The 21297-nt window shown below is 71.4% G+C and carries 21 protein-coding genes; 9 read left to right on the top strand and 12 right to left on the bottom strand.

Features of this window, described 5'->3' with window-relative positions; translation table 11 throughout:
• Window positions 1–41 precede the first annotated feature (41 nt).
• Window positions 42–731, top strand: a complete 690-nt coding sequence (locus BKD26_RS22865; protein WP_084901292.1) for a FadR/GntR family transcriptional regulator — start codon at window positions 42–44, stop codon at window positions 729–731.
• Here the strand turns inward: BKD26_RS22865 and BKD26_RS22870 are convergent.
• From BKD26_RS22870 to fabG, 3 genes are all read right to left on the bottom strand, one after another.
• Window positions 691–1017: a hypothetical protein gene (locus BKD26_RS22870; RefSeq protein ID WP_347105297.1), complete on the bottom strand. Its 327-nt coding sequence runs from the start codon at window positions 1015–1017 to the stop codon at window positions 691–693. The two genes, BKD26_RS22865 and BKD26_RS22870, sit on opposite strands and share 41 nt — an antisense overlap.
• A 242-nt stretch (window positions 1018–1259) precedes the next feature.
• A complete protein-coding gene (gene fabI / locus BKD26_RS22875) occupies window positions 1260–2027 on the bottom strand; it encodes an enoyl-ACP reductase FabI (protein WP_084901297.1) in 768 nt (255 codons plus the stop codon).
• Between the two features lie 4 nt (window positions 2028–2031).
• Entirely contained in the window at window positions 2032–2748 is a 717-nt protein-coding gene (gene fabG, locus BKD26_RS22880) for a 3-oxoacyl-[acyl-carrier-protein] reductase (RefSeq protein ID WP_084901298.1), read from the bottom strand.
• A gap of 197 nt (window positions 2749–2945) precedes the next feature.
• Between fabG and BKD26_RS22885 the strand changes: the two genes are divergently transcribed.
• From BKD26_RS22885 to tyrS, 3 genes are all read left to right on the top strand, one after another.
• Window positions 2946–4469: a TldD/PmbA family protein gene (locus BKD26_RS22885; protein WP_084901718.1), complete on the top strand. Its 1524-nt coding sequence runs from the start codon at window positions 2946–2948 to the stop codon at window positions 4467–4469.
• The gene (locus tag BKD26_RS22890) at window positions 4466–5857 is read left to right on the top strand and encodes a metallopeptidase TldD-related protein (RefSeq protein WP_084901301.1); all 1392 of its coding nucleotides are present in this window, start codon (window positions 4466–4468) and stop codon (window positions 5855–5857) included. The genes BKD26_RS22885 and BKD26_RS22890 overlap by 4 nt, the downstream gene beginning before the upstream one ends.
• 66 nt (window positions 5858–5923) lie before the next feature.
• Complete coding sequence (tyrS, locus tag BKD26_RS22895) at window positions 5924–7192, top strand: tyrosine--tRNA ligase (RefSeq protein ID WP_084901303.1); 1269 nt, start codon at window positions 5924–5926, stop codon at window positions 7190–7192.
• A gap of 492 nt (window positions 7193–7684) precedes the next feature.
• Here tyrS and BKD26_RS22900 read toward each other — a convergent pair whose 3' ends face one another.
• Window positions 7685–7960 carry a GlsB/YeaQ/YmgE family stress response membrane protein gene (locus BKD26_RS22900; RefSeq protein ID WP_084901306.1) on the bottom strand — a complete coding sequence of 92 codons (276 nt, stop codon included), beginning with the start codon at window positions 7958–7960 and terminating at the stop codon, window positions 7685–7687.
• Window positions 7961–8175: 215 nt separating this feature from the next.
• On the opposite strand from BKD26_RS22900, the gene BKD26_RS22905 reads away from it, so the two are divergent.
• Window positions 8176–8625, top strand: a complete 450-nt coding sequence (locus tag BKD26_RS22905) for a DUF3099 domain-containing protein (protein WP_084901721.1) — start codon at window positions 8176–8178, stop codon at window positions 8623–8625.
• A 191-nt stretch (window positions 8626–8816) separates the two neighbouring features.
• Window positions 8817–9041: a hypothetical protein gene (locus tag BKD26_RS22910; RefSeq protein ID WP_084901308.1), complete on the top strand. Its 225-nt coding sequence runs from the start codon at window positions 8817–8819 to the stop codon at window positions 9039–9041.
• An 8-nt stretch (window positions 9042–9049) separates the two neighbouring features.
• Here BKD26_RS22910 and moaA read toward each other — a convergent pair whose 3' ends face one another.
• The 3 genes from moaA to BKD26_RS22925 form a co-directional block, all read right to left on the bottom strand.
• The gene (gene moaA / locus BKD26_RS22915) at window positions 9050–10039 is read right to left on the bottom strand and encodes a GTP 3',8-cyclase MoaA (RefSeq protein WP_084901311.1); all 990 of its coding nucleotides are present in this window, start codon (window positions 10037–10039) and stop codon (window positions 9050–9052) included.
• A 163-nt stretch (window positions 10040–10202) separates the two neighbouring features.
• Entirely contained in the window at window positions 10203–11831 is a 1629-nt protein-coding gene (locus BKD26_RS22920; RefSeq protein WP_084901313.1) for a cation acetate symporter, read from the bottom strand.
• Entirely contained in the window at window positions 11828–12205 is a 378-nt protein-coding gene (locus tag BKD26_RS22925) for a DUF485 domain-containing protein (RefSeq protein ID WP_084901316.1), read from the bottom strand. The genes BKD26_RS22920 and BKD26_RS22925 overlap by 4 nt, the downstream gene beginning before the upstream one ends.
• Before the next feature lie 257 nt (window positions 12206–12462).
• Between BKD26_RS22925 and BKD26_RS22930 the strand changes: the two genes are divergently transcribed.
• Window positions 12463–13998, top strand: a complete 1536-nt coding sequence (locus BKD26_RS22930; protein ID WP_084901318.1) for a S8 family serine peptidase — start codon at window positions 12463–12465, stop codon at window positions 13996–13998.
• Between the two features lie 82 nt (window positions 13999–14080).
• The gene (locus tag BKD26_RS22935; RefSeq protein WP_084901321.1) at window positions 14081–15475 is read left to right on the top strand and encodes a CoA transferase; all 1395 of its coding nucleotides are present in this window, start codon (window positions 14081–14083) and stop codon (window positions 15473–15475) included.
• Window positions 15476–15483: 8 nt separating this feature from the next.
• Here the strand turns inward: BKD26_RS22935 and BKD26_RS22940 are convergent, their stop codons facing one another.
• From BKD26_RS22940 to BKD26_RS22960, 5 genes are read right to left on the bottom strand one after another with little or no spacing between them, the layout of a single operon-like run.
• Window positions 15484–16194, bottom strand: a complete 711-nt coding sequence (locus BKD26_RS22940) for a VIT family protein (protein WP_084901724.1) — start codon at window positions 16192–16194, stop codon at window positions 15484–15486.
• Window positions 16195–16218: 24 nt separating this feature from the next.
• The gene (locus BKD26_RS22945) at window positions 16219–17433 is read right to left on the bottom strand and encodes an amidohydrolase family protein (RefSeq protein WP_084901324.1); all 1215 of its coding nucleotides are present in this window, start codon (window positions 17431–17433) and stop codon (window positions 16219–16221) included.
• Complete coding sequence (locus BKD26_RS22950; protein WP_084901326.1) at window positions 17433–18707, bottom strand: amidohydrolase family protein; 1275 nt, start codon at window positions 18705–18707, stop codon at window positions 17433–17435. Before BKD26_RS22950 ends, BKD26_RS22945 begins: the two co-directional genes overlap by 1 nt.
• Window positions 18708–18729: 22 nt before the next feature.
• Complete coding sequence (locus BKD26_RS22955; protein WP_084901328.1) at window positions 18730–19614, bottom strand: SDR family NAD(P)-dependent oxidoreductase; 885 nt, start codon at window positions 19612–19614, stop codon at window positions 18730–18732.
• Complete coding sequence (locus BKD26_RS22960) at window positions 19611–20417, bottom strand: acetoacetate decarboxylase family protein (protein ID WP_084901330.1); 807 nt, start codon at window positions 20415–20417, stop codon at window positions 19611–19613. Before BKD26_RS22960 ends, BKD26_RS22955 begins: the two co-directional genes overlap by 4 nt.
• Window positions 20418–20520: 103 nt before the next feature.
• Between BKD26_RS22960 and BKD26_RS22965 the strand changes: the two genes are divergently transcribed.
• Complete coding sequence (locus tag BKD26_RS22965; RefSeq protein WP_084901333.1) at window positions 20521–21219, top strand: TetR/AcrR family transcriptional regulator; 699 nt, start codon at window positions 20521–20523, stop codon at window positions 21217–21219.
• Window positions 21220–21297: the final 78 nt, after the last annotated feature.

The following is a 21297-nucleotide window of genomic DNA, read 5'->3' on the forward strand; positions in this document are numbered from 1 at the left end:
ATTGGCTGTCCAATCCTCTTTCCAAGGAGCCAAGGAGCACCATGGCGCTCAGCTCACCCCGCCGTTCCGCACTCTCCGACCAGGTGATCGCCGAGCTGCGGAACCAGATCACGACGGGCGAGTGGCCGGTCGGCTCCCGGATCCCCACCGAGCCGGAGCTGGTCGAGCAGCTGGGCGTGGCCCGCAACACTGTCCGTGAGGCGGTCAGGGCACTGGCCCACAACGGCCTGCTGGACATCCGCCAGGGCTCGGGCACGTACGTCGTCGCGACCAGCGAGCTGGCCGGGGTGATGCACCGGCGGTTCGCGGGCGCCGACCCGCGGCACATCGCCGAGCTGCGCTCCACGCTGGAGTCGTCGGCCGCCCGGCTGGCCGCCGGGCGCCGTACGGAACGGGACATGAGGCAGCTGGACGCACTCCTGGCCCGGCGGGAGGAGGCGTGGGACGCGGGCGACGCGGAGCGGTTCGTGGCGGCCGACGCGACGTTCCACCTGGCCGTGGTGGCCGCCTCGCACAATGAGGTCATGTCCGAGCTGTACGCCGACCTCGGTCATCTGCTGCGGGACTGGCTGCGCGACGACGTGGGCCAGGACCTGCGCCCGGAGAACCACATGGACCACGCCCGGCTGGTGGAGGCGATCCGTGCGGGGGACGCCCATGCGGCGGCCTCGGAGGCGGCCGGCTACCCGTTCATGTGCCTGGGCGGGGATCGGGCACCGGCTGGTGGCTGATCCAGGCGTCATCGACCTCTTTCCAGCAGCGCTGGGTCAGCTCGGCATAGGCCGTGGGGCCGATGTCGACGGGCGCGCTGTCGGAGTCGATGTCCCACCACCGGGCGCACTCGACGTGCAGCTGGACGCGGTCCGTGGCGGGGTAGGGGTTGTGGCAGTACGCGGTGACCCGGGAGCCCTCGACCGACGTACGGCATGAGGCGACGTACACGTCCCTCTCGGCGGCATAGGCCTGGGCGCTGACGGCGAGCCCCGACAGCAGGGCCGCGGTGGCGGCCAGGGCCACCGCTCGACGGTGTCTCGCATGGCGCTTGGTACGCACAGCCACACCTCCTCCCCGAAACTCCCCGAACAGTCCCCGAGCAATCCCCGAGTAACGGACGCGAATCCGTTCTGCACCAGTGTGCCGTGATATCGGTGACTCTTCGACTCGGGAGCGCTGCGTAGCGTACACATGTACGAAAAGCACGAAGGCCGCGAGCCGCTCCCCAGGAGCGGCTCGCGGCCTTCCGGCGTCAGGAGGGAGGCTCAGGCGCCCATGATGTGCACGCCGCCGTCGACGTGGACGATCTCGCCGGTCGTCTTCGGGAAGAAGTCCGACAGCAGCGCGACGACACCGCGCCCGGCCGGCTCCGGGTCCGACATGTCCCACTGGAGCGGGGAGCGCTCGTCCCACACCTTCGCGAGGTCCGAGAAGCCCGGGATGGACTTGGCGGCCATCGACCCGAGGGGGCCGGCCGAGATCAGGTTGCAGCGCACGTTCTGCTTGCCCAGGTCACGGGCCAGGTAGCGGCTGGTGGCCTCCAGCGCGGCCTTGGCCGGGCCCATCCAGTCGTACTGCGGCCAGGCGAACTGCGCGTCGAAGGTGAGGCCGACGACCGAGCCGCCGTTCTGCATCAGCGGCAGGCAGGCCATGGTGAGCGACTTCAGCGAGAACGCCGAGACGTGCATCGCGGTCGCGACCGACTCGAACGGCGTGTTGAGGAAGTTGCCGCCGAGCGCGTCCTGCGGGGCGAAGCCGATGGAGTGGACGACGCCGTCGAGGCCGCCGAGCTCCTCGCGCACCAGGCCCTCGAGACGGGCGAGGTGCTCGTCGTTCGTGACGTCGAGCTCGATGACCTTGGCGGGCTTGGGGAGCTTCCTGGCGATGCGCTCGGTCAGGGTGGGCCGCGGGAAGGCGGTCAGAATGACCTCGGCGCCCTGTTCCTGAGCCACCTTGGCGGCGTGGAAGGCGATGGAGGACTCCATCAGCACACCGGTGATCAGGATGCGCTTGCCGTCGAGAATTCCGCTCATGTGATCAGTGACCCATGCCCAATCCGCCGTCAACGGGGATGACGGCTCCAGTGATGTACGAGGCGTCGTCGGACGCGAGGAACCGGACCGCGGCGGCGATCTCGTCGGGCTGCGCGTAGCGGCCGAGCGGCACCTGGGCGACGATGCCCGCCCGCTGCTCCTCGGTCAGCACCTTGGTCATGTCGGTGTCGACGAAACCGGGTGCGACGACATTGAACGTGATGTTGCGCGAGCCCAGCTCGCGGGCGAGGGAGCGCGCGAAGCCGACGAGCCCGGCCTTGGAGGCGGCGTAGTTCGCCTGGCCCGCCGAGCCCAGCAGCCCGACCACGGAGGAGATCAGGACGACCCGGCCCTTCTTGGCGCGCAGCATGCCGCGGTTGGCACGCTTGACCACCCGGAAGGTGCCGGTGAGGTTGGTGTCGAGTACGGACGTGAAGTCCTCCTCCGACATCCGCATCAGCAACTGGTCCTTGGTGACACCGGCGTTGGCCACCAGCACCTCCACCGGACCGTGCTTCTCCTCGATCTCCTTGTAGGCCTGCTCCACCTGCTCGGCGTCGGTGATGTCGCACCGGACGGCCAGGAAGCCCTCCTCGGCGAGCTCTGCCGGGTCGCCGGACCGGTACGTGATCGCGACCTTGTCGCCGGCGTCGGCGAATGCGCGGGCGATGGCGAGGCCGATGCCCCGGTTACCTCCGGTGACGAGAACCGAGCGGCTCAACGGATCACCCTTTCCCTAGCGGTCTGGTTCATCGAAAACCTATCGGTCCGGCGCTCACTACGGAGAATCGAGCCCTGACAGTGGCGTACGGGTGTCACTGTCGGGTCCCTACAGAAGGGCCTGCGGAAAGTACTGGGCACGGGACCGTGCGGCGCGACATGATCGGGACGACCGGTCTCATACGACAGGAGACATTCGTGCCTCATTCCATCGACGAAGCCTTCACGGCACTGCCGCTGCGGGCGCTCGCCGACGCGGCGCTCGCGCGGGCCAGGGCGCTCGGCGCCGAGCACGCCGACTTCCGTTTCGAGCGGGTACGCAGCGCCTCGTGGCGGCTGCGGGACGCCAAGCCCGCCGGATCGTCGGACACCACCGACCTCGGGTACGCGGTGCGGGTCGTGCACGGCGGGGCGTGGGGGTTCGCGTCCGGGGTGGACCTGTCCATGGACGCGGCCGCCAAGGTGGCCTCGCAGGCCGTGGCCATGGCGAAGCTGTCGGCCCAGGTGATCGCGGCCGCGGGCTCCGACGAGCGCGTCGAGCTGGCGGACGAGCCGGTGCACGCGGACCGGACGTGGGTCTCGTCGTACGAGATCGATCCCTTCACCGTGCCGGACGCCGAGAAGAGCGGGCTGCTGGCGGAGTGGAGCGCACGGCTGCTGCGCGCGGACGGGGTGGCGCATGTGGACGCCTCGCTGCTGACCGTGCACGAGAACAAGTTCTACGCGGACACGGCCGGGACGGTCACCACGCAGCAGCGCGTACGGCTGCATCCGCAGCTCACGGCGGTCGCGGTGGACGGGACGACCGGCGAGTTCGACTCGATGCGGACGATCGCGCCGCCGGTCGGGCGTGGCTGGGAGTACCTGACCGGCACGGGCTGGGACTGGGACGCCGAGCTGGAGCGGATCCCGGAGCTGCTCGCCGAGAAGATGCGGGCGCCGAGCGTGGAGCCGGGGACGTACGACCTGGTCGTCGACCCCTCGAACCTGTGGCTGACCATCCACGAGTCGATCGGGCACGCGACCGAGCTGGACCGGGCACTGGGGTACGAGGCGGCGTACGCGGGGACGTCGTTCGCCACGTTCGACCAGCTGGGGAAGCTGGCGTACGGGTCGTCGATCATGAACGTGACGGGTGACCGTACGGCCGAGCACGGGCTGGCCACGATCGGGTACGACGACGAGGGCGTCGAGGCGCAGAGCTGGGACCTGGTGAAGGACGGCACGCTGGTCGGCTACCAGCTGGACCGGCGGATCGCGAAGCTGACGGGGCTGGGCCGGTCCAACGGCTGCGCGTACGCGGACTCACCGGGGCACGTGCCGGTGCAGCGCATGGCGAACGTGTCGCTCCAGCCGGATCCGGGCGGGCTGTCGACGGAGGACCTGATCGGCGGGGTGGAGCGCGGCATCTATGTGGTCGGCGACCGGTCGTGGTCGATCGACATGCAGCGGTACAACTTCCAGTTCACCGGGCAGCGGTTCTTCCGGATCGAGAACGGGCGGCTGGCCGGCCAGCTGCGCGATGTGGCGTACCAGGCGACGACGACGGACTTCTGGGGATCCATGGAGAAGGTCGGCGGCCCCCAGACGTACGTCCTGGGCGGCGCCTTCAACTGCGGCAAGGCCCAGCCGGGCCAGGTCGCGGCGGTCTCGCACGGCTGCCCCTCGGCCCTGTTCCGGGGCGTGAACATTCTCAACACCGCGCAGGAGGGTGGCCGATGAGCCCCGTAGCGAAGCCGTACGAGATCGTCGAGCGGGCCCTGGAACTGTCCCGCGCGGACGGGTGTGCCGTCATCGCGGACGAGCACTCGTCCGCCAACCTGCGCTGGGCGGGCAACGCCCTGACCACCAACGGTGTGACCCGGGGCCGGACCCTCACCGTCATCGCCACCGTCGACGGGGCGGAGGGCACCGCGTCCGGCGTGGTGTCCCGGTCGGCGGTCACCGCCGAGGAGCTGGAGCCGCTCGTCCGGGCGGCCGAGGCCGCCGCGCGGGGCGCCGGGCCGGCCGAGGACGCCCAGCCGCTGGTGACCGGCGGGGAGGCGTCGCCCGACTTCACGGACGCGCCCGCCGAGACCTCGTCGGCCGTGTTCGCGGACTTCGCGCCCGCGCTGGGCGAGGCGTTCGCCCGGGCCCGCGCGGGGGGCCGGGAGCTGTACGGGTTCGCGAACCACGAGCTGACCTCGACGTACCTCGGTACGTCGACGGGGCTGCGGCTGCGGCACGACCAGCCGTCCGGGACGCTGGAGCTCAACGCCAAGTCGCCGGACCGGACCCGGTCGGCGTGGACGGGGCACGCGACGCGGGACTTCAAGGACGTCGACCCGATCGCCCTGGACGCGGAGCTGGCGCAGCGCCTCGGCTGGGCCGAGCGCCGTGTCGAGCTGCCCGCCGGGCGGTACGAGACGCTGCTGCCGCCCACCGCCGTGGCGGACCTGATGATCTACCAGCTGTGGTCGTCGGCCGCCCGGGACGCGGCGGAGGGCCGCACCGTCTTCTCCAAGCCGGGCGGCGGCACCCGGATCGGCGAGACGCTCTCCCCGCTGCCGCTGACCCTGCGCAGCGACCCGAACGAGCCGGGCCTGGAGTCGGCGCCGTTCGTGATCGCGCACGCGTCGGGCGACGACTCGTCGGTGTTCGACAACGGGCTGCCGCTGGCGCCGACCGACTGGCTACGGGAGGGCCGGCTGGAGCACCTGATCACCACGCGGCACAGCGCCGCGCTTACTCGGTTGCCCGTGACGCCCGGTATCGGCAACCTTGTCCTGAACGGCGGTGGCGAGCGGTCCCTGGAGGAGATGGTGGCCTCCACGGAGCGCGGGCTGCTGCTGACCTGCCTGTGGTACATCCGCGAGGTCGACCCGGCGACGCTGCTGCTGACCGGGCTGACCAGGGACGGCGTGTACCTCGTCGAGAACGGCGAGGTCGTCGGCGAGGTGAACAACTTCCGGTTCAACGAGTCGCCGGTGGACCTGCTGTCGCGGGCCACGGAGGCCGGCCGTACCGAGCGGACGCTGCCGCGTGAGTGGAGCGACTGGTTCACGCGTGCCGCGATGCCGCCGCTGCGGGTGCCGGACTTCAACATGAGTTCGGTCAGCCAGGGTGTGTGACCCCCATAGACTGGCGGGGAACACCGCACCTGTTCGATCCCATTTCGCTCAAGGAGAGACGTCACCGTGACGGACATCGTCGACGAACTGCAGTGGCGGGGGCTGATCGCCCTCTCCACTGACGAGGACGCATTGCGCAAGGCGTTCGCGGACGGTCCCGTCACGTTCTATTGCGGCTTCGACCCGACAGCCCCCAGCCTGCACCTGGGCAACCTGGTGCAGATCCTGACCATGCGCCGGATCCAGCAGGCGGGCAACCGCCCGCTCGGCCTGGTCGGCGGTGCCACGGGCCTGATCGGCGACCCCAAGCCGACCGCGGAGCGGCAGCTGAACGCGCCGGAGGTCGTCGCCGGCTGGGTGGAGCGCCTGCGGGAGCAGATCGAGCGGTTCCTCGACTTCGAGGGCCCGTACGCCGCGACCATGGTCAACAACCTGGACTGGACGGCGGGGCTGTCGGCGATCGACTTCCTCCGGGACGTCGGCAAGTACTTCCGGGTCAACAAGATGATCGCCAAGGAGGCGGTCGCGCGGCGCCTGAATTCGGACGCGGGCATCAGCTACACCGAGTTCAGCTACCAGATCCTGCAGGGCATGGACTTCCTGGAGCTGTACCGGCGCCACGGCTGCGTCCTGCAGACCGGCGGCAGCGACCAGTGGGGCAACCTCACGGCGGGCGCCGACCTGATCCACCGGGTCGAGCCCCACGCCGCGGTGCACGCCCTGGCGACGCCGCTGATCACGAAGGCCGACGGCACCAAGTTCGGCAAGACCGAGACGGGCACGGTCTGGCTGGACGCCGAGCGAACCACGCCGTACGCGTTCTACCAGTTCTGGCTGAACGCGGACGACCGGGACGTCTCCAAGTTCCTGCGGATCTTCAGCTTCAAGTCCCGCGAGGAGATCGAGGATCTGGAGAAGCTCACCGAGGAGCGCCCGCAGGCCCGTGCGGCCCAGCGCGCGCTCGCGGAGGAGCTGACGACGCTGGTGCACGGCGCCGAGCAGTGCGCCGCGGTCGTCGCCGCCTCGAAGGCGCTGTTCGGGCAGGGCGAGCTGGCGGAGCTGGACGCGTCGACGCTGGCCGCGGCGCTCGCGGAGCTGCCGCACGCCCGGGTCGCCGAGCCCGGCCCGGTGGTGGACCTCTTCGCGGAGGTGGGCCTGGCGCCGAGCAAGTCGGCGGCCCGCCGCACGGTCAAGGAGGGCGGCGCGTACGTGAACAACGTCAAGGTGACCGCCGAGGACGCCGTGGTGTCCGCCGACGAGCTGCTGCACGGGCGCTGGCTGGTGCTGCGGCGCGGCAAGAAGAACCTGGCGGCGATCGAGGTCACCGCGGGCTGACGGGCCCGGCTGCCGGCGGGGCGCCCCGGGCACGTGCCACGGGGGCGCTTCCGGCGCGGTTGCGGTGGCGGTTGCGGTTGCGCGGTTGTCGCGGCGCGGTACTCACCGGGGACGGCCGCGGGCGGTCTTCCGGCGGTCTTCCGGCGGGGTTGCCGCGGCGCGGCCCGGGCGCGTTCCAGGGCGGTTGTCACGGCGCTGCCCGGGCGGCGTCCCGGCGCGGTTGCGGTTGTCGCGGCGCGGTGGACGCCGGGACGGCCCCGGGGGGTCTTCCGGCGCGGGTTTGTCGCCGGGCACGGCCGCAGGCGGTCTTCCGGCGCGGCGGTCGGCCCGGGCGGCCATTGCGGGGACGTGCTCCGGCTCGTCGGGGCTGCCTTCCCCGGCGCCGGCACCGGCACTGACATCGCCGGGCGGGCGGAGCAAGCCGGCCCATGAGGCGCCGCGGGGCGGCGTCCCGAGTGTTCCGCACTCGGGGCGCCGCCCTTCGCCGTTGGGTCAGGCCCGCTGTCTGTTGCCGCGCATCGACATGTAGAGCATGTCGCCGAGGCCGACGATGACGACCGCCGCCACGACCTGGAGGGCGTGCCTGCCCCAGTCGATGCCCGGGGTCGCCTCGATGCCGAATGCCCTGGCGAGGGCGTTACCGACGATGCCGCCGATGATGCCGAAAATGGTGGCCAGCCACAGCGGACTGTGCTGCTTGCCTGGCAGGATCGCCTTGGCCAGCAGGCCCAGCACGAATCCGACGATAATCGCCCACAACCAGCCCATGGCTGCCTCCTTGGTACGGATTGACGTGAGCAGTCCCGACAAGTCTCGGCCCACCTGGCGTACGGCGCATGTCGGACGCGTCCGTACGTGCGAGGCCCGGGACCGTCGGCGCTGGTGAAGGGTGACCCGGTCTCGTACGCGGCGCAGGGCGGGCGTACCGTGGAAGCAAGCCGGTCCGGGGAGCGTCCGGCGTGGATGTCGGGTGGTGGAACGTGATGCGGAAGCGTGGCAGCGACGAGGTCTTCCGGATCACCGGCGCCCGTCAGGGGCTGGCGGACGATGTGCGCGGCCGGCAGCGGCGCTACGTCATCTCCATGTCGGTGCGGACCGTCGCGGTGATCGCGGCCGCGTCCCTGTGGAACGTCGAGCGGCACGTGGCGATCGTGGCCCTGGTGCTGGGAGCGGTGCTGCCGTACGTCGCGGTGGTGATCGCCAACGCGGGCCGGGAGACGGCGCCTTCGCTGCCGCAGACCTTCGTACCGACTCCGGTGACCGAGCACCCTATGCTGACGGCGGGCCGCGCCACGGAGGAGCCCGGAGCACGGGCACCCGAAGAGCCGGGGACGGAACCGGCAGCGGAACCGGTGTCGGAGTCGGAGTCGGAGTGGGAGGATCGCCGGGACCACCGGAAACCCCGGCAGGAACGCCAGTACGAGCAGAGCTGAGCCGCCACCGGTCTGCAAAGCTCAAGAAAAGCTCAGATCAATCATGTGGTTTCGGTGCACGCCACCCCGGTCCCCGTGACATACTTCGTAGGCGCTCCGCATCCCCCGTCGGAGCGACGGACCGACGCCGGGCAGCTCCCCCCGTGGCTGCCCGGCGTCGCCTTTGTTCGGGCTTTTTGTTTGGACGTGTTGTGAGCGACGAGACCACCACCCCGATCTGTTCCGCCAAGGGCTGCCGTACCGCGGCCGTGTGGGTGCTGGCGTGGAACAACCCGAAGCTGCACACGCCGGAGCGCCGCAAGACCTGGCTGGCCTGTGACGAGCACCGCGAGCACCTGTCCCAATTCCTGGGCGTGCGGGGCTTCTTGAAGGACGTGGTCACGCTCGCCGAGTGGGAGTCCCACTCGAACCGCTGACGGGCCGCTCAGCCGCCGATCGCCGACATCGGCCGCTCGGGCTGCAGGAAGCTCGGGTCGTCCAGCCCCGAGCCGGCCTTCTTCCCCCACATCGCGAGCCGCCATATGCGGGCGATCTCCTCGTCCGGCGCGTCCGAACGCAGTGCGGCCCGCAGGTCCGTCTCCTCCTGGGCGAAAAGGCAGGTGCGCACCTGCCCGTCGGCCGTGAGCCTGGTCCGGTCGCAGGCCCGGCAGAAGGGCCGGGTGACGGAGGCGATGACGCCCACGCGGTGCGGTCCGCCATCGACGATCCAGCGCTCGGCGGGTGCCGAGCCGCGCGCCTCGTCGGGCTCGGGGTCGAGGCCGAAGCGCGTACGCAGCGACTCCAGGATGTCCCCGGCGGTGATCATGCCGTCGCGCTTCCAGCCGTGCTGGGCGTCCAGCGGCATCTGCTCGATGAAGCGCAGCTCGTAGTCGTTCTCCACGGCCCAGGCGAGCAGGTCGGGGGCCTCGTCGTCGTTGAGCCCCGGCATGAGGACCGAGTTGACCTTGACCGGGGTGAGCCCGGCGTCCCGGGCGGCCTGGAGGCCCTCCAGGACGTCCTTGTGGCGGTCGCGGCGGGTCAGGGTCTTGAAGACGTCGGGGCGGAGGGTGTCGAGGGAGACATTGACCCGGTCCAGACCGGCGGCCTTGAGTGCGGGCGCGGTGCGCTTGAGGCCGATGCCGTTGGTGGTCAGCGACATCCTGGGGCGGGGCTCCAGGGCGGCGCAGCGCTCGACGATGCCGACCAGTCCGGGGCGCAGGAGCGGCTCGCCGCCGGTGAAGCGGACCTCGGTGATGCCGAGGTCGGTGACGGCGATCCGGATCAGCCGGACGATCTCGTCGTCGGTGAGCAGGTCGGGCTTGGCGAGCCACTGCAGGCCCTCTTCGGGCATGCAGTACGTGCACCGGAGGTTGCACCGGTCGGTGAGCGAGACGCGCAGGTCAGTGGCCACGCGGCCGTATGTGTCGATGAGCACTGTGGGCGCCTCCCCCGGTTATCAGGTTCCGTATACCAAGGAGCGTACGTGACACCACTGACAACAACACGGGCCATTGTCCACAGGAGCGGCGGGGCCGCGTCGTAGGGATCTACGACGCGGCCCACGGGCCGGCGACGTACGGTCGCACACGGTGTGCGCGTCAGTGCGCTCCGACACCGGTGAGGGACTTGACCTCCAGCTCCGCGTACTTGCCCTTGTCCGGCTCCTCCTTCGACAGCAGCGAGCCGAGCCAGCCGAGCAGGAAGCCGAGCGGGATGGAGATCAGGCCCGGGTTCTCCAGCGGGAACCAGGCGAAGTCGGCGTCCGGGAACATCGAGCTGGGCTTGCCGGAGACGACCGGCGAGAACAGCACGAGCGCCACGGAGGCGGTCAGGCCGCCGTAGATCGACCACAGGGCGCCCTGGGTGGTGAACCTCTTCCAGAACAGGCTGTAGAGGATCGTCGGCAGGTTCGCGGAGGCCGCGACCGCGAAGGCGAGCGCGACCAGGCCTGCGACGTTCAGGTCGCGGGCCAGCGCGCCGAGCGCGATGGAGACGATGCCGATGAAGACGGTCGCCCAGCGGGCGGCGCGTACCTCCTCCTTGTCCGTGGCCTGTCCCTTGCGGATCACGTTGGCGTAGATGTCGTGCGCGAAGGACGACGACGAGGCGAGGGTGAGGCCTGCGACGACGGCGAGGATGGTGGCGAAGGCGACCGCGGAGATCACGGCGAGCAGGATCGCGCCGCCCGCGGAGTCGCCACCGCCGCCGATCTCCAGGGCGGCCAGCGGGGCCGCCGTGTTGCCCGCCTTGTTGGACGCGATGATGTCGCCGGGCTTGAGGAGGGCGGCGGCGCCGAAGCCGAGCACGATGGTCATCAGGTAGAAGGCGCCGATGATGCCGATGGCCCAGTTGACCGACTTACGGGCGGCCTTGGCCGTGGGCACCGTGTAGAAGCGGATCAGGATGTGCGGCAGGCCCGCGGTGCCGAGCACCAGGGCGATGCCGAGCGAGATGAAGTCCAGCTTCGAGGTGCCGGTGGCGCCGTACTTGAGGCCGGGTTCGAGGAAGGCCGCGCCCTTGCCGCTGTTGGCGGCGGCGGTGCCGAGCAGGTCGGAGAGGTTGAAGCCGAACTTCAGCAGGATGAGGAAGGTGATGAGCAGGGTGCCCGCGATGAGCAGCACGGCCTTGACCATCTGCACCCAGGTGGTGCCCTTCATCCCGCCGATGGTCACGTACACGATCATCAGTACGCCGACGAGGGCGACGATCGCGATCTTGCCGCCGTCCGAGGTGATTCCGAGCAGCAGCGAGACCAGGACGCCCGCGCCCGCCATCTGGGCGAGCAGGTAGAAGATCGAGACGACGATGGTGGAGGTGCCCGCGGCGGTACGGACGGGGCGCTGGCGCATGCGGTAGGCGAGGACGTCGCCCATGGTGTACCGGCCGGAGTTGCGCAGCGGCTCGGCGACCAGCAGCAGGGCGACCAGCCAGGCGACCAGGAAGCCGATGGAGTAGAGGAAACCGTCGTATCCGAAGAGGGCGATGGCGCCCGCGATGCCGAGGAACGACGCGGCGGACATGTAGTCGCCGGAGATGGCGAGGCCGTTCTGGAAGCCGGTGAACTGGCGGCCGCCCGCGTAGAAGTCGGAGGCGTTCTTGGTCTGGCGGCCGGCCCAGACGGTGATGAAGAGGGTCGCGACGACGAAGGCCGCGAAAAGGGTGATGATCAGCGGCCGGTGCTCCGAGGCGTCGGATGCCGCGGCCAGCCAGACGGTGGGGCTGCTCATGCGCCGGCCTCCATACGGGACTCCATACCGGACTTGATTGCTTCCGCCTTCGGGTCGAGCTTCTCGGCGGCGTGCCGGGAGTAGAACCAGGCGATGAGGAAGGTGGTGACGAACTGGCCGATGCCGAGGACCAGCGCCACGTTGATGTTGCCGAACAGCTTGGTGCCCATGAAGCCGCCCGCGTAGTTGGACAGCAGGACGTACAGCAGGTACCAGGCGATGAAGGCGATGGTCAGGGGGAAGGCGAAGGAGCGGTACGTGCGGCGCAGTTCGCCGAATTCCGCACCCTCCTGCACCTCGACGAACGACTCTGTCGTGGGCTGGGCGGGACTGGTGTCCGTACCGCCCTCGGGCGGCGGTGCATCGGTAACCACGGAAACTCCTCGCGACGCGGGTGCGCTGGGCATGGACAAAGAACCTCACGGTCGGGGGGCCGGCACGGGCCTGGTGCTCCTCCCCTGATCAACGGCACGGAAGCGGTGTCGACGCGGTTCACCTGGGGCCTTTTTCTTTCTTCCAATCTCTCCAAGTCATTGATGGGCCGGGATGATCGGCGATAACTTCGCTCGTCATGTACCCGTCCACGCGCACCCGGTGTGTGGGCGGACGTCACGGATGATGTGGAGAACCCATGGCTCATCTGGGAACCGGACGCGGGCGCATACTCGCGCTGCCCGCCGGTCTGGCGCTCACGGCCTCGCTCGGCCTGCTTCCGGTGGGTGCCGCGTCGGCGGCCCCGCTGGAGGGGGCCCCGGCCGCCGCTGTCGCGACGAACGGCCCGAAGATGTCGTACGTCGTGAATGTGACGGGCGGTCACTCCACCGTCAAGGCGGTGAAGAGGGCGATATCCGAGGCGGGCGGCACGGTGGTGATCGCCTATGACCAGATCGGTGTCATCGTCGTCCATTCGCAGAACCCGGACTTCGCCAGGACGATCCGCGAGGTACGCGGCGTGAAGTCGGCGGGAGCCACGAGGACCGCGCCGCTCGCCGCCCAGACCACCACCGACATCGGGGCCGAGCAGCCACTGTCCGCCAAGGAGGCCCGCGCGGCGGCCGACCTGGCGTCCGACGGCCAGGACCCGTTCGAGCCCCTCCAGTGGGACCTGCCGGCCATCAAGGCGGACAAGGCGCACGAGAAGTCCCTGGGCAGCAAGAAGGTCACCGTCGCGGTCCTGGACACGGGCGTCGACGACACCCACCCGGACCTCGCCCCCAACTTCGACCGCGCGGCGTCCGCGAACTGCGTGACCGGCGCCCCGGACACCACCGAGGGCTCCTGGCGGCCGGGCCCCACCGAGAGCGACCACGGCACGCATGTCGCCGGCACGATCGCCGCCGCGAAGAACGGTGTCGGCGTGACCGGTGTCGCCCCGGGCGTGAAGGTCTCCGGCATCAAGGTGTCCGACCCCGACGGCTTCTTCTACACCGAGTCCGTCGTCTGCGGGTTCGTCTGGGCCGCCGAGCACGGCGTCGAGGTCACCAACAACAGCTATTACGTCGACCCGTGGCTGTACACGTGCAAGAACGACCTCGACCAGGGCGCCCTGGTGGAGGCGCTCCAGCGCGCCACGCGGTACGCCGAGCGCAAGGGCGCGGTCAATGTCGCCGCCGCGGGCAACTCCCGTACGGACCTGGCGTCGGACGAGGTGGTCGACAAGACCAGCCCGAACGACACCACGCCGGTCGAGCGGGTCGTCGACCCGAGCGAGTGCCCGGACGTTCCGACGATGCTCGACGGTGTGGTCACCGTCTCCGCGACGGGCGCGAAGGGCCTGAAGGCCTCGTACTCGAACTACGGCGACGGGGTGGTGGACATCGCCGCCCCGGGTGGTGACTCGACGGCGTACCAGCCGCCGGAGGCGCCGGCCACCAGCGGGCTGATCCTGTCGACGCTGCCGGGCGGGAAGTACGGCTACAAGGGCGGTACGTCGATGGCGTCGCCGCACGTGGCGGGTGTGGCCGCGCTGATCAAGTCGACGCGCCCGTACGCCTCGCCCGCCGAGGTGAAGGCGCTGCTGTACAAGCAGGCCGACGACATGGCGTGCACGAACCCGTACGACATCAACGGCGACGGCACGGTCGACGCGGTGTGCGAGGGCGGCAAGCGCGACAACGGCTTCTACGGGACGGGCATGACCGACGCGCTGGACGCGGTACGGAGGTAACGGATCCCGGGGCCCCGGGCGCGGTGCACATACCGCGTCCGGGGCTCTTCCCCGCAATGGCACTCAGTGCCATAGTGCCAGTATGGACGCTGAACTTTCTGCCGGTACGTCCCAGGCATGGGCGGCACTGAGTGCCGACCCGGCTCTATTGGAGCGGGTTTCCTACGGCGGTCCGTCGGACGGCCTGCCCGCGCGGCTGCCCGGGATGGAGCTGGCCCGCGCGACCGTCGCGGTCTGCGCACTGGCGGCCGCCGAGCTCACCGCCGTACGCACCGGGCGGCAGGTGCCGCGGGTGCGGGTCGACGACGGCGCGGTGGCCGCGGCGTTCCTCAGCGACCGGCTGGTCAGGGTGGACGGGCGGGCGTGGACGACGTTCGCACCGCTGTCACGGTTCTGGCGGGCTGCCGACGGGTGGGTGCGTACGCACGCCAACTACCCGCACCACCGGTCCCGGCTGCTCGCCGCGCTGGGCCTGCCGGACGACGCCGGGGCCGACGCGGTCGGCGAGGTGATCGCGGGGCGCCGCGCCGTCGATGTGGAGGACACCGTGTACGCGGCGGGCGGACTCGCCGTCGCGGCGCGTGGCGCGGAGGAGTGGGCGGCGCACGAGCAGGGCGCGCTGGTGGCCGGGCAGCCGCTGCTGACGCTGGAGGCCATCGGTGAAGGGGGGCCCACGCGCGCGTGGAGCCGGATTTCCGGTACGCCGCTACTGCCCTGCGCCGGGTTGCGGGTGCTGGACCTGACGCGGGTGCTGGCCGGGCCGGTCGCCACGCGGACGCTGGCGCTGCTGGGCGCGGACGTGCTGCGGATCGACGCGCCGCACCTGCCGGAGAGCCAGGAGGCACACAACGACACCGGCATGGGGAAGCGCTCGACGACCCTGGACCTCGGTGACTCCAGGGACCACCGGGCCTTCGAGGACCTGCTGGGAGGCGCCGACGTGGTGGTGACCGGCTACCGGCCGGGCGCGCTGGACCGGTTCGGGCTCTCCCCCGATGCCCTGGCCGAGCGCCGCCCCGGCCTGGTCGTCGCCCAGCTGTCGGCGTGGGGCCGGTACGGGCCGTGGCACGAGCGGCGGGGCTTCGACAGCTTGGTCCAGGTCGCGACGGGCATCGCCGCGCTGGAGGGCTCCGACGGCGAGCCCGGCGCGCTGCCCGCGCAGGCCCTCGACCACGGCACCGGCTACCTGCTGGCCGCCGCCGTGCTCCGGGCGGTGACGCTCCAGCACGGCCAGGACGGCGGCGGCACACGCCTCGCCCGCCTCGCCCTGACCCAGACCGCCCACTGGCTGGTGCACGGCCTCACGAAGACACCGGAGCGGGAGCGCGGCTTCGACCCGGAGCGCCGACTGACCGAGACGGACAGCCCCATGGGCCGGTTGCGGCACGCCCTGCCCCCGGTCTGGTACGAAGGAGCCCCGGCGAACTGGGCCCGCCCACCGGGCCTGTGGGGCACCGACGCCCCTCGATGGGCTTGACTCCGGACTCACACCCCCGCCGCGCCCAGCAGCGTTCCCGCCCCGTACGTCACGGCCATGGCGAGGGCTCCGCCGCCGGCGTTGCGGAGGATGGCCGGGCGGGCGGGGGCGTCGCCGAGGCGGGCGCTGGAGAAGCCGGTGAGGGTGAGGGCCGCCAGGACGGAGAGGACGGTGACGTAGAGGCGGGCGGGGGTCGGGGGGAGGACGATGGCGAGGAGGGGAAGCAGGGCGCCGATGGTGAAGGCGAGGAAGCTGGCGGCCGCCGCGTGCCAGGGGTTGGTCAGCTCGTCGGGGTCGATTCCCAGCTCCACGCGCGCGTGGGCGCGCAGTGCGTCGCGTTCCGTGAGTTGTTCGGCGGCCTCGCGGGCGACGTCGCGGGTCAGGCCGCGGGCTTCGAGGAGGTCGGTGAGTTCGTCGAGTTCGGCTTCCGGTTGTTCGCGCAGCTCGCGCTTCTCCACGGCCAGGGCGGCCTTTTCGGAGTCGCGTTGGGTGGAGACGGAGACGTACTCGCCGGCGGCCATGGACATGGAGCCGGCGAGCAGGCCCGCGAGGCCGGCCGTGAGGAGGGTGGCGCGGTCGTCGGTGGCGCCGGCGACGCCGACGACGAGGCCCGCGGTGGAGACGACGCCGTCGTTGGCGCCGAGGACGGCGGCACGCAGCCAGTTGAGGCGTGTGCCGAGCGCGCCGCCGTGTTCCTCTTCATGGGGTGCGTCAGTCACCACGGGAGGGTCTCACCGTCGCGTTCACCAGACGCGCACCGACCCGCCCGGGGCGAACGCGGGGCTCGTCGCGTCCGCCGGGACCTCGGTCAGCGGTTCGGCGATCTCGGCGACGGTGGGGCCGTGGACGGCCGCGAGCGGGTCGAGGAACGCCAGGTCGAACCCGTACACGCGGGCCGCGTTGCCGCCCGCCATGGCGGCGACCTCCTCGCGCGGCAGGCCCGCGTAGGCGATGCGGAGGCCTTCGCGGGAGTACGGGGCCGTGCCCTCGTCGTGCGGGTAGTCACTGCCCCACATGATCTTGTCGAGGCCGATCCGGTCCCGCAGCGGCACCTCGTGCGGGCGCATGAAGCTCGCGCCGACGAAGCAGTTGTCCCGCCACACCTCGCTCGGGCCCTTGCCCATGGAGGCCGCCAGTCCGGCGCCGAACTTGGACTCGGCCGAGGTGGAGGCCGCGACCAGACGGTCGTGGTAGTAGTCCAGCATCTCCAGGACACCGGGGATCCAGCCGGAGCCCTGTTCGGTGAGGACGAGTGTGAGTCCCGGGTGACGGCGGAAGGCGCCGCCGAAGACCAGGTGCCAGAGAGCGCGGTGCGAGAACCAGGTCGTCTCGACCATGAAGACCGCCCGCGCGGCCGGTTCGTCGCCGAGCGGCGGGGACGCCGAGCCGCCGTGGTGGTTGACGGGTACGTCCAGCTCCTCGCACACGGCCCAGATCGGGTCGTACGCCCGGGAGTACAGCTCCGGGAGGCGCGAGCCGGGCGGGGTGCCCGGGAGCATGATGCCGCCGGTCAGGCCCGCCTCCTTCGTGCGGCGGACCTCGCGGGCGGCCTCCTCCGGGTCGTTCAGCAGGATCTGCGCGACGCCCGCCCGCCGCCCCGGCGCCAGCGAGCAGAAGTCGGCGAGCCACCGGTTGTGGGCGCGGAGGCCCGCCCAGCGCTGTTCGTACTCCTCACCGGTCGGCGCGGGCGCCATCAGGGACGCGGACGGGAAGAAGGGCGGAATGGTGTTGGGGAAGACCACCTCGGCGACGATGCCGTCGGCCTCCAGTTCGGCGAGGCGCCGGCCGGAGTTCCAGTTGCGGTCGGCGGTGTCGGCGAGGAGGTCCTCGTACGGGTTCACATAGGTGGCCGCCCAGGCGTCGAAGTCGTCGTGGTACTTCTTCTCCAGGTACGGCTTGTAGTCGAGGAGGTCGGCGCCGGCGTGGCAGTCGGCGGAGATGACCGTGTAGCGCTCCATCAGGCCCCTCCGAGGTGCGGGAAGTCGTGGCCGGTAAGCCAGTGGCGGCCCACCTCGCGCGAGCGCGCCCAGGACGCCTCCACGGCCGCCTGGTCGTCGCTCTGGCCCAGGTCGGCCGGGGTGGGCCCGATGCGGCGGGCGACGGGCTCCAGTTTCGCCGTGTCGAACCCGAAGACCTCCGCCGCCGCGAGGCCCAGCATGCGCCGGGTCTCGGCGACGGGGATGTCGTGGAAGGTTTTCCGCAGCCACGCGCGCGTGTCGGGCCAGGTGCCCTCGGGGTGCGGGAAGTCGCTGCCCCACAGGATGTTGTCGACGCCGATCTCGTACCGCTGGGCCAGCTCGCGCCGTTTGGTGTTGGTGGCGCAGATGAAGACCTGCCGGTCCAGGTACTCGCTGGGGGGCCGCTTCAGCTCCGCGAAGGGCGAGAGTTTCTTGCCGCCATGGGCGCCCAGGTAGAGCCGGTCCATGAACCACAGCAGGTTCGGCAGCCACCAGCAGCCCGACTCGGCGACGCCGAACCTCAGCCCCGGGTGGCGTTCGAAGACGCCCGACCAGAGCAGGAACCACAGGGGCCGGGCCGGCCACCAGGTCACCTCGCTGACGTAGATGCCGAGATGGTCGCCGTACTCGTGGCGCGGCGCCGCGCCCGAGTGGGTGAGCACCGGCATGCCGGTCTCGGCGGCGGCCCCCCACACTGGGTCGTAGCGGCGGTCGTGGTATGGCGCCTTGTCGACCCACATGGAGGGGATCATCAGCGCGCCGAGCCCGGACTCCTTGGCCCGGTGGATCTCGGCGACGACCCGGTCCACCTCGCCCGTGACGGGCAGCAGGGCGACCCCGCAGTGCCGTTCGGGATGCTCGGAGACGAACTCGGCCAGCCAGCGGTTGTGCGCCTGCGCGCCCGCCATGCCCAGCTCCGGGTCCTGGTCGCCGGACAGGCCCAGGCCCACGCCGAAGGGCGCGGCGGTCCGGCTGTCGACGGCGTCCGCGTCGGGGAAGACGACCTCGGCGGCCACCCCGTCGCCGTCGAGCTCCTTGAGCCGCTGGGCGGGCTCCCAGCCGCCCCTCAGCCCCTCCTCGTTGTCGCTGAACCACTTGCTCGCGAACGCCTCGTTGCGTACGCCGAGGCGGGTCATCTCGGCGCGGCGGGCGTCCCGCCCGGCGAGGAACTCGTCGAAGGCGCGGTGGAAGCGGGAGTCCAGGTAGGGCCGGTACTGCTCGGTCGGCAGTCCGGCGTGGCAGTCGGAGGAGATGATCAGATACGGATCCGTCACAACGGCCCCCTCAGTCGATTCCTCAGTCGAGTACGAAGCTCTCCAGGTACGTCGGGTCGGCGCGGTCGAGCATGGACCGTGCCCTGGCCCTGATCTGCCGGTCGCTGTGCTCGCCGGCCGGCAGCATCCAGAAGCGGTCGGCCCTGATGCCGTCCACCACGTGCTCGGCGACCTCCTCCACCGGCGTGAAGGCGACCTCGTGGCCGGCTTCCTTCATGGCGGCCTCCCACTGGTCGAGGCTGCGGTACGGGGTCTTGCGGGGGCGCTGTTTGGCGTACCGGGCGGGCCGGTTGCGGTGCGACTCCCACAGGCCGGTGCGCAGCATGTGCGGGCCGGGGAAGAGGACGGAGGCCCCCACCCGCGCGTGCTCCGCTTTGAGGTGGGCGTACAGGGACTCGGTCATGGTGACGACGGCCGCCTTGGTGACCGCGTACACCGAGGCGGTGGGCAGCGGCGCGATGCCGCCGTCCCCGGAGGAGGTGTTGACGACGTGGCCGGGCTCGCCGGAGGCGATCATGCGCGGGACGAAGGCCTGGATGCCGTGGAAGACGCCCCAGACGTTGACGGCGAAGGCCCACTTCCAGTCGGCCGGGTCGTGTTCCCACATCCGGCCCTCGGCGCCGGAGCCGACGCCCGCGTTGTTGCACAGCACATGGACGGCGCCGAAGGCGTCGTACACCGCGTCGGCCAGGGAGGCGACCGAGTCGGGCTCGGAGACGTCGACGGTACGGGCGAGGACCTCGGCGCCCTCCTCACGCAGCCGCGTGAACGCCTTGTCCAGGGCGGCCGCCTCCACGTCCGCGAGGACCACCTTCAGGCCCTCGGCGGCGAACCGGCGGGCCATCGCGAGCCCGATGCCGCTGGCGGCGCCCGTGACCACGGCGACCTGGCCCGCCTCCAGCCTCATCGGCCGTCCCCTCGCGGCGGCGGCGCGTCGAGGATCTGCTGGGGATCGTCGTAGCGCTGGTGGATGTACGGCAGGAGGGCCTGCGCGCTGACCCGCTCCACCACCCTGCCGCGCTGGTCGGTGGTCTTCTCCCCGATCGTGATCTCGACGAGGCGGCGTACGGCCAGGTCGGCGACCGGGTCGTACATCGACTCGCGCAGCACCACGTCCCCCGTGATCCGCTCCAGTGCGCGCACCTTCTCGCGGCGTAGGCAGTGCACGAGGACCGGGTCGGTGTCGAAGCCCGAACCGTCCACGGCGGGCAGGAACTTGAAGTAGAAGTCCAGCTTCTCGACCGGCTCGGCGGGCAGCGGCAGCGGGCCCTCCACGGCGCCGCGCACCTCGACGAAGGCGATGCCGTGCCGGGCCAGTGCCGCCCGCACCGTCAGCCCGTCCCGCTCGACGGTCACCTCGCCGAGCTTCTTCGGCTCGCCGAACACCTCCCGGCCGCCGGTCAGCGCTCGCTCGTGCGTCATCGGCATGACCAGCGGATACCAGCCCTCCTGGTCGTCGTGGGTGGCCGCGACCGCGACCGAGCCGGCGCCGAGCGGGTAGCCGGGCAGGTCGACCTTGCTGATGGCGGCCCGTACGAGCGGGCGTGGTGCGGGCTTGAGCGGCGGCGGGAGCACGGCCGCGACCACGTCGGGGTCGCTCTCCCACACGGCGACCACGCCGGTGGACCAGATGTCGGGGAGCTTCGCGCCCGCGGCGCGGGCCGCGGCGATCTCCTGCTCGGTGCGGGCGCCGTACCGTACGCGTGCCATGGCGTACCACCCTTCGTCGGCGGGTGAGGAGCAACTCTGTAACACTGTTACACCGACAGCGATGAAGTGGGAACAGTCGTGCGCGTACGGGGGTGGAGCACCGATGCCGAAGCCGTCACTGACCCGGGAAGAGGTCCTGGACGCCGCCGCCCGGCTGGTGAAGCGGGACGGTCCGGCGGCCCTCACCATGCGCAAGCTGGCCGCCGAGCTGGGTACGGCGGTCACGTCGATCTACTGGCACGTGGGCAACCGCGAGTCGCTCCTGGACGCCCTCGCCGACCGTACGGTGGCGGACCTGGGCGCGATCACGCCCCGGGGCGGCACCCCCGCCGCGCGGATCGTCTCGGTCGCCCGCACGCTCCGCCGCGAGCTGCTGGACCGCCCGCACCTGGTCGCGATGGTCCATGAACGGGGCCTTACGGAGCGGATGTTCCTGCCCGCCCAGCGCGCCCTCGTCCACGAGGTCCACGCGGCGGGCCTGCGCGGCGCCCGCGCGGCGGAGGTGGTGCGGGCGGTGCAGTTCCAGGTCGTCGGGTACGTCCTGGTGGAGCGCAACCGCGAGCGGGCCCCGGTGCAGTCGCCGGGCGAGCACGAGCTGTGGGACACGGAGACCGCCGAGCACGACCGGGCTCTGGCCCGTGCGCTGACCCGCCCGGTGGACGCGGAACGGCTGTTCGTCACGTCCGTACGGGCGCTGGTGGAGGGCCTGCTGGGGCCGGGCGCGCAGAACACCGGCCCGCCGGGGACGACCGGCTCGCAGGTGCGACGTATCCGTACGAAACGGGCACGGGGTGAGCGGTGACGGCAATCTCCCCAACTGGCCCTCGGGCCACGGCTTTACGGGTGCGGGGCGTCAACACGGCCGCCGCACAGGGCATGC

Origin of the sequence: Streptomyces sp. CB03238 (assembly GCF_002099185.1) — a bacterium.
Classification (GTDB): domain Bacteria; phylum Actinomycetota; class Actinomycetes; order Streptomycetales; family Streptomycetaceae; genus Streptomyces.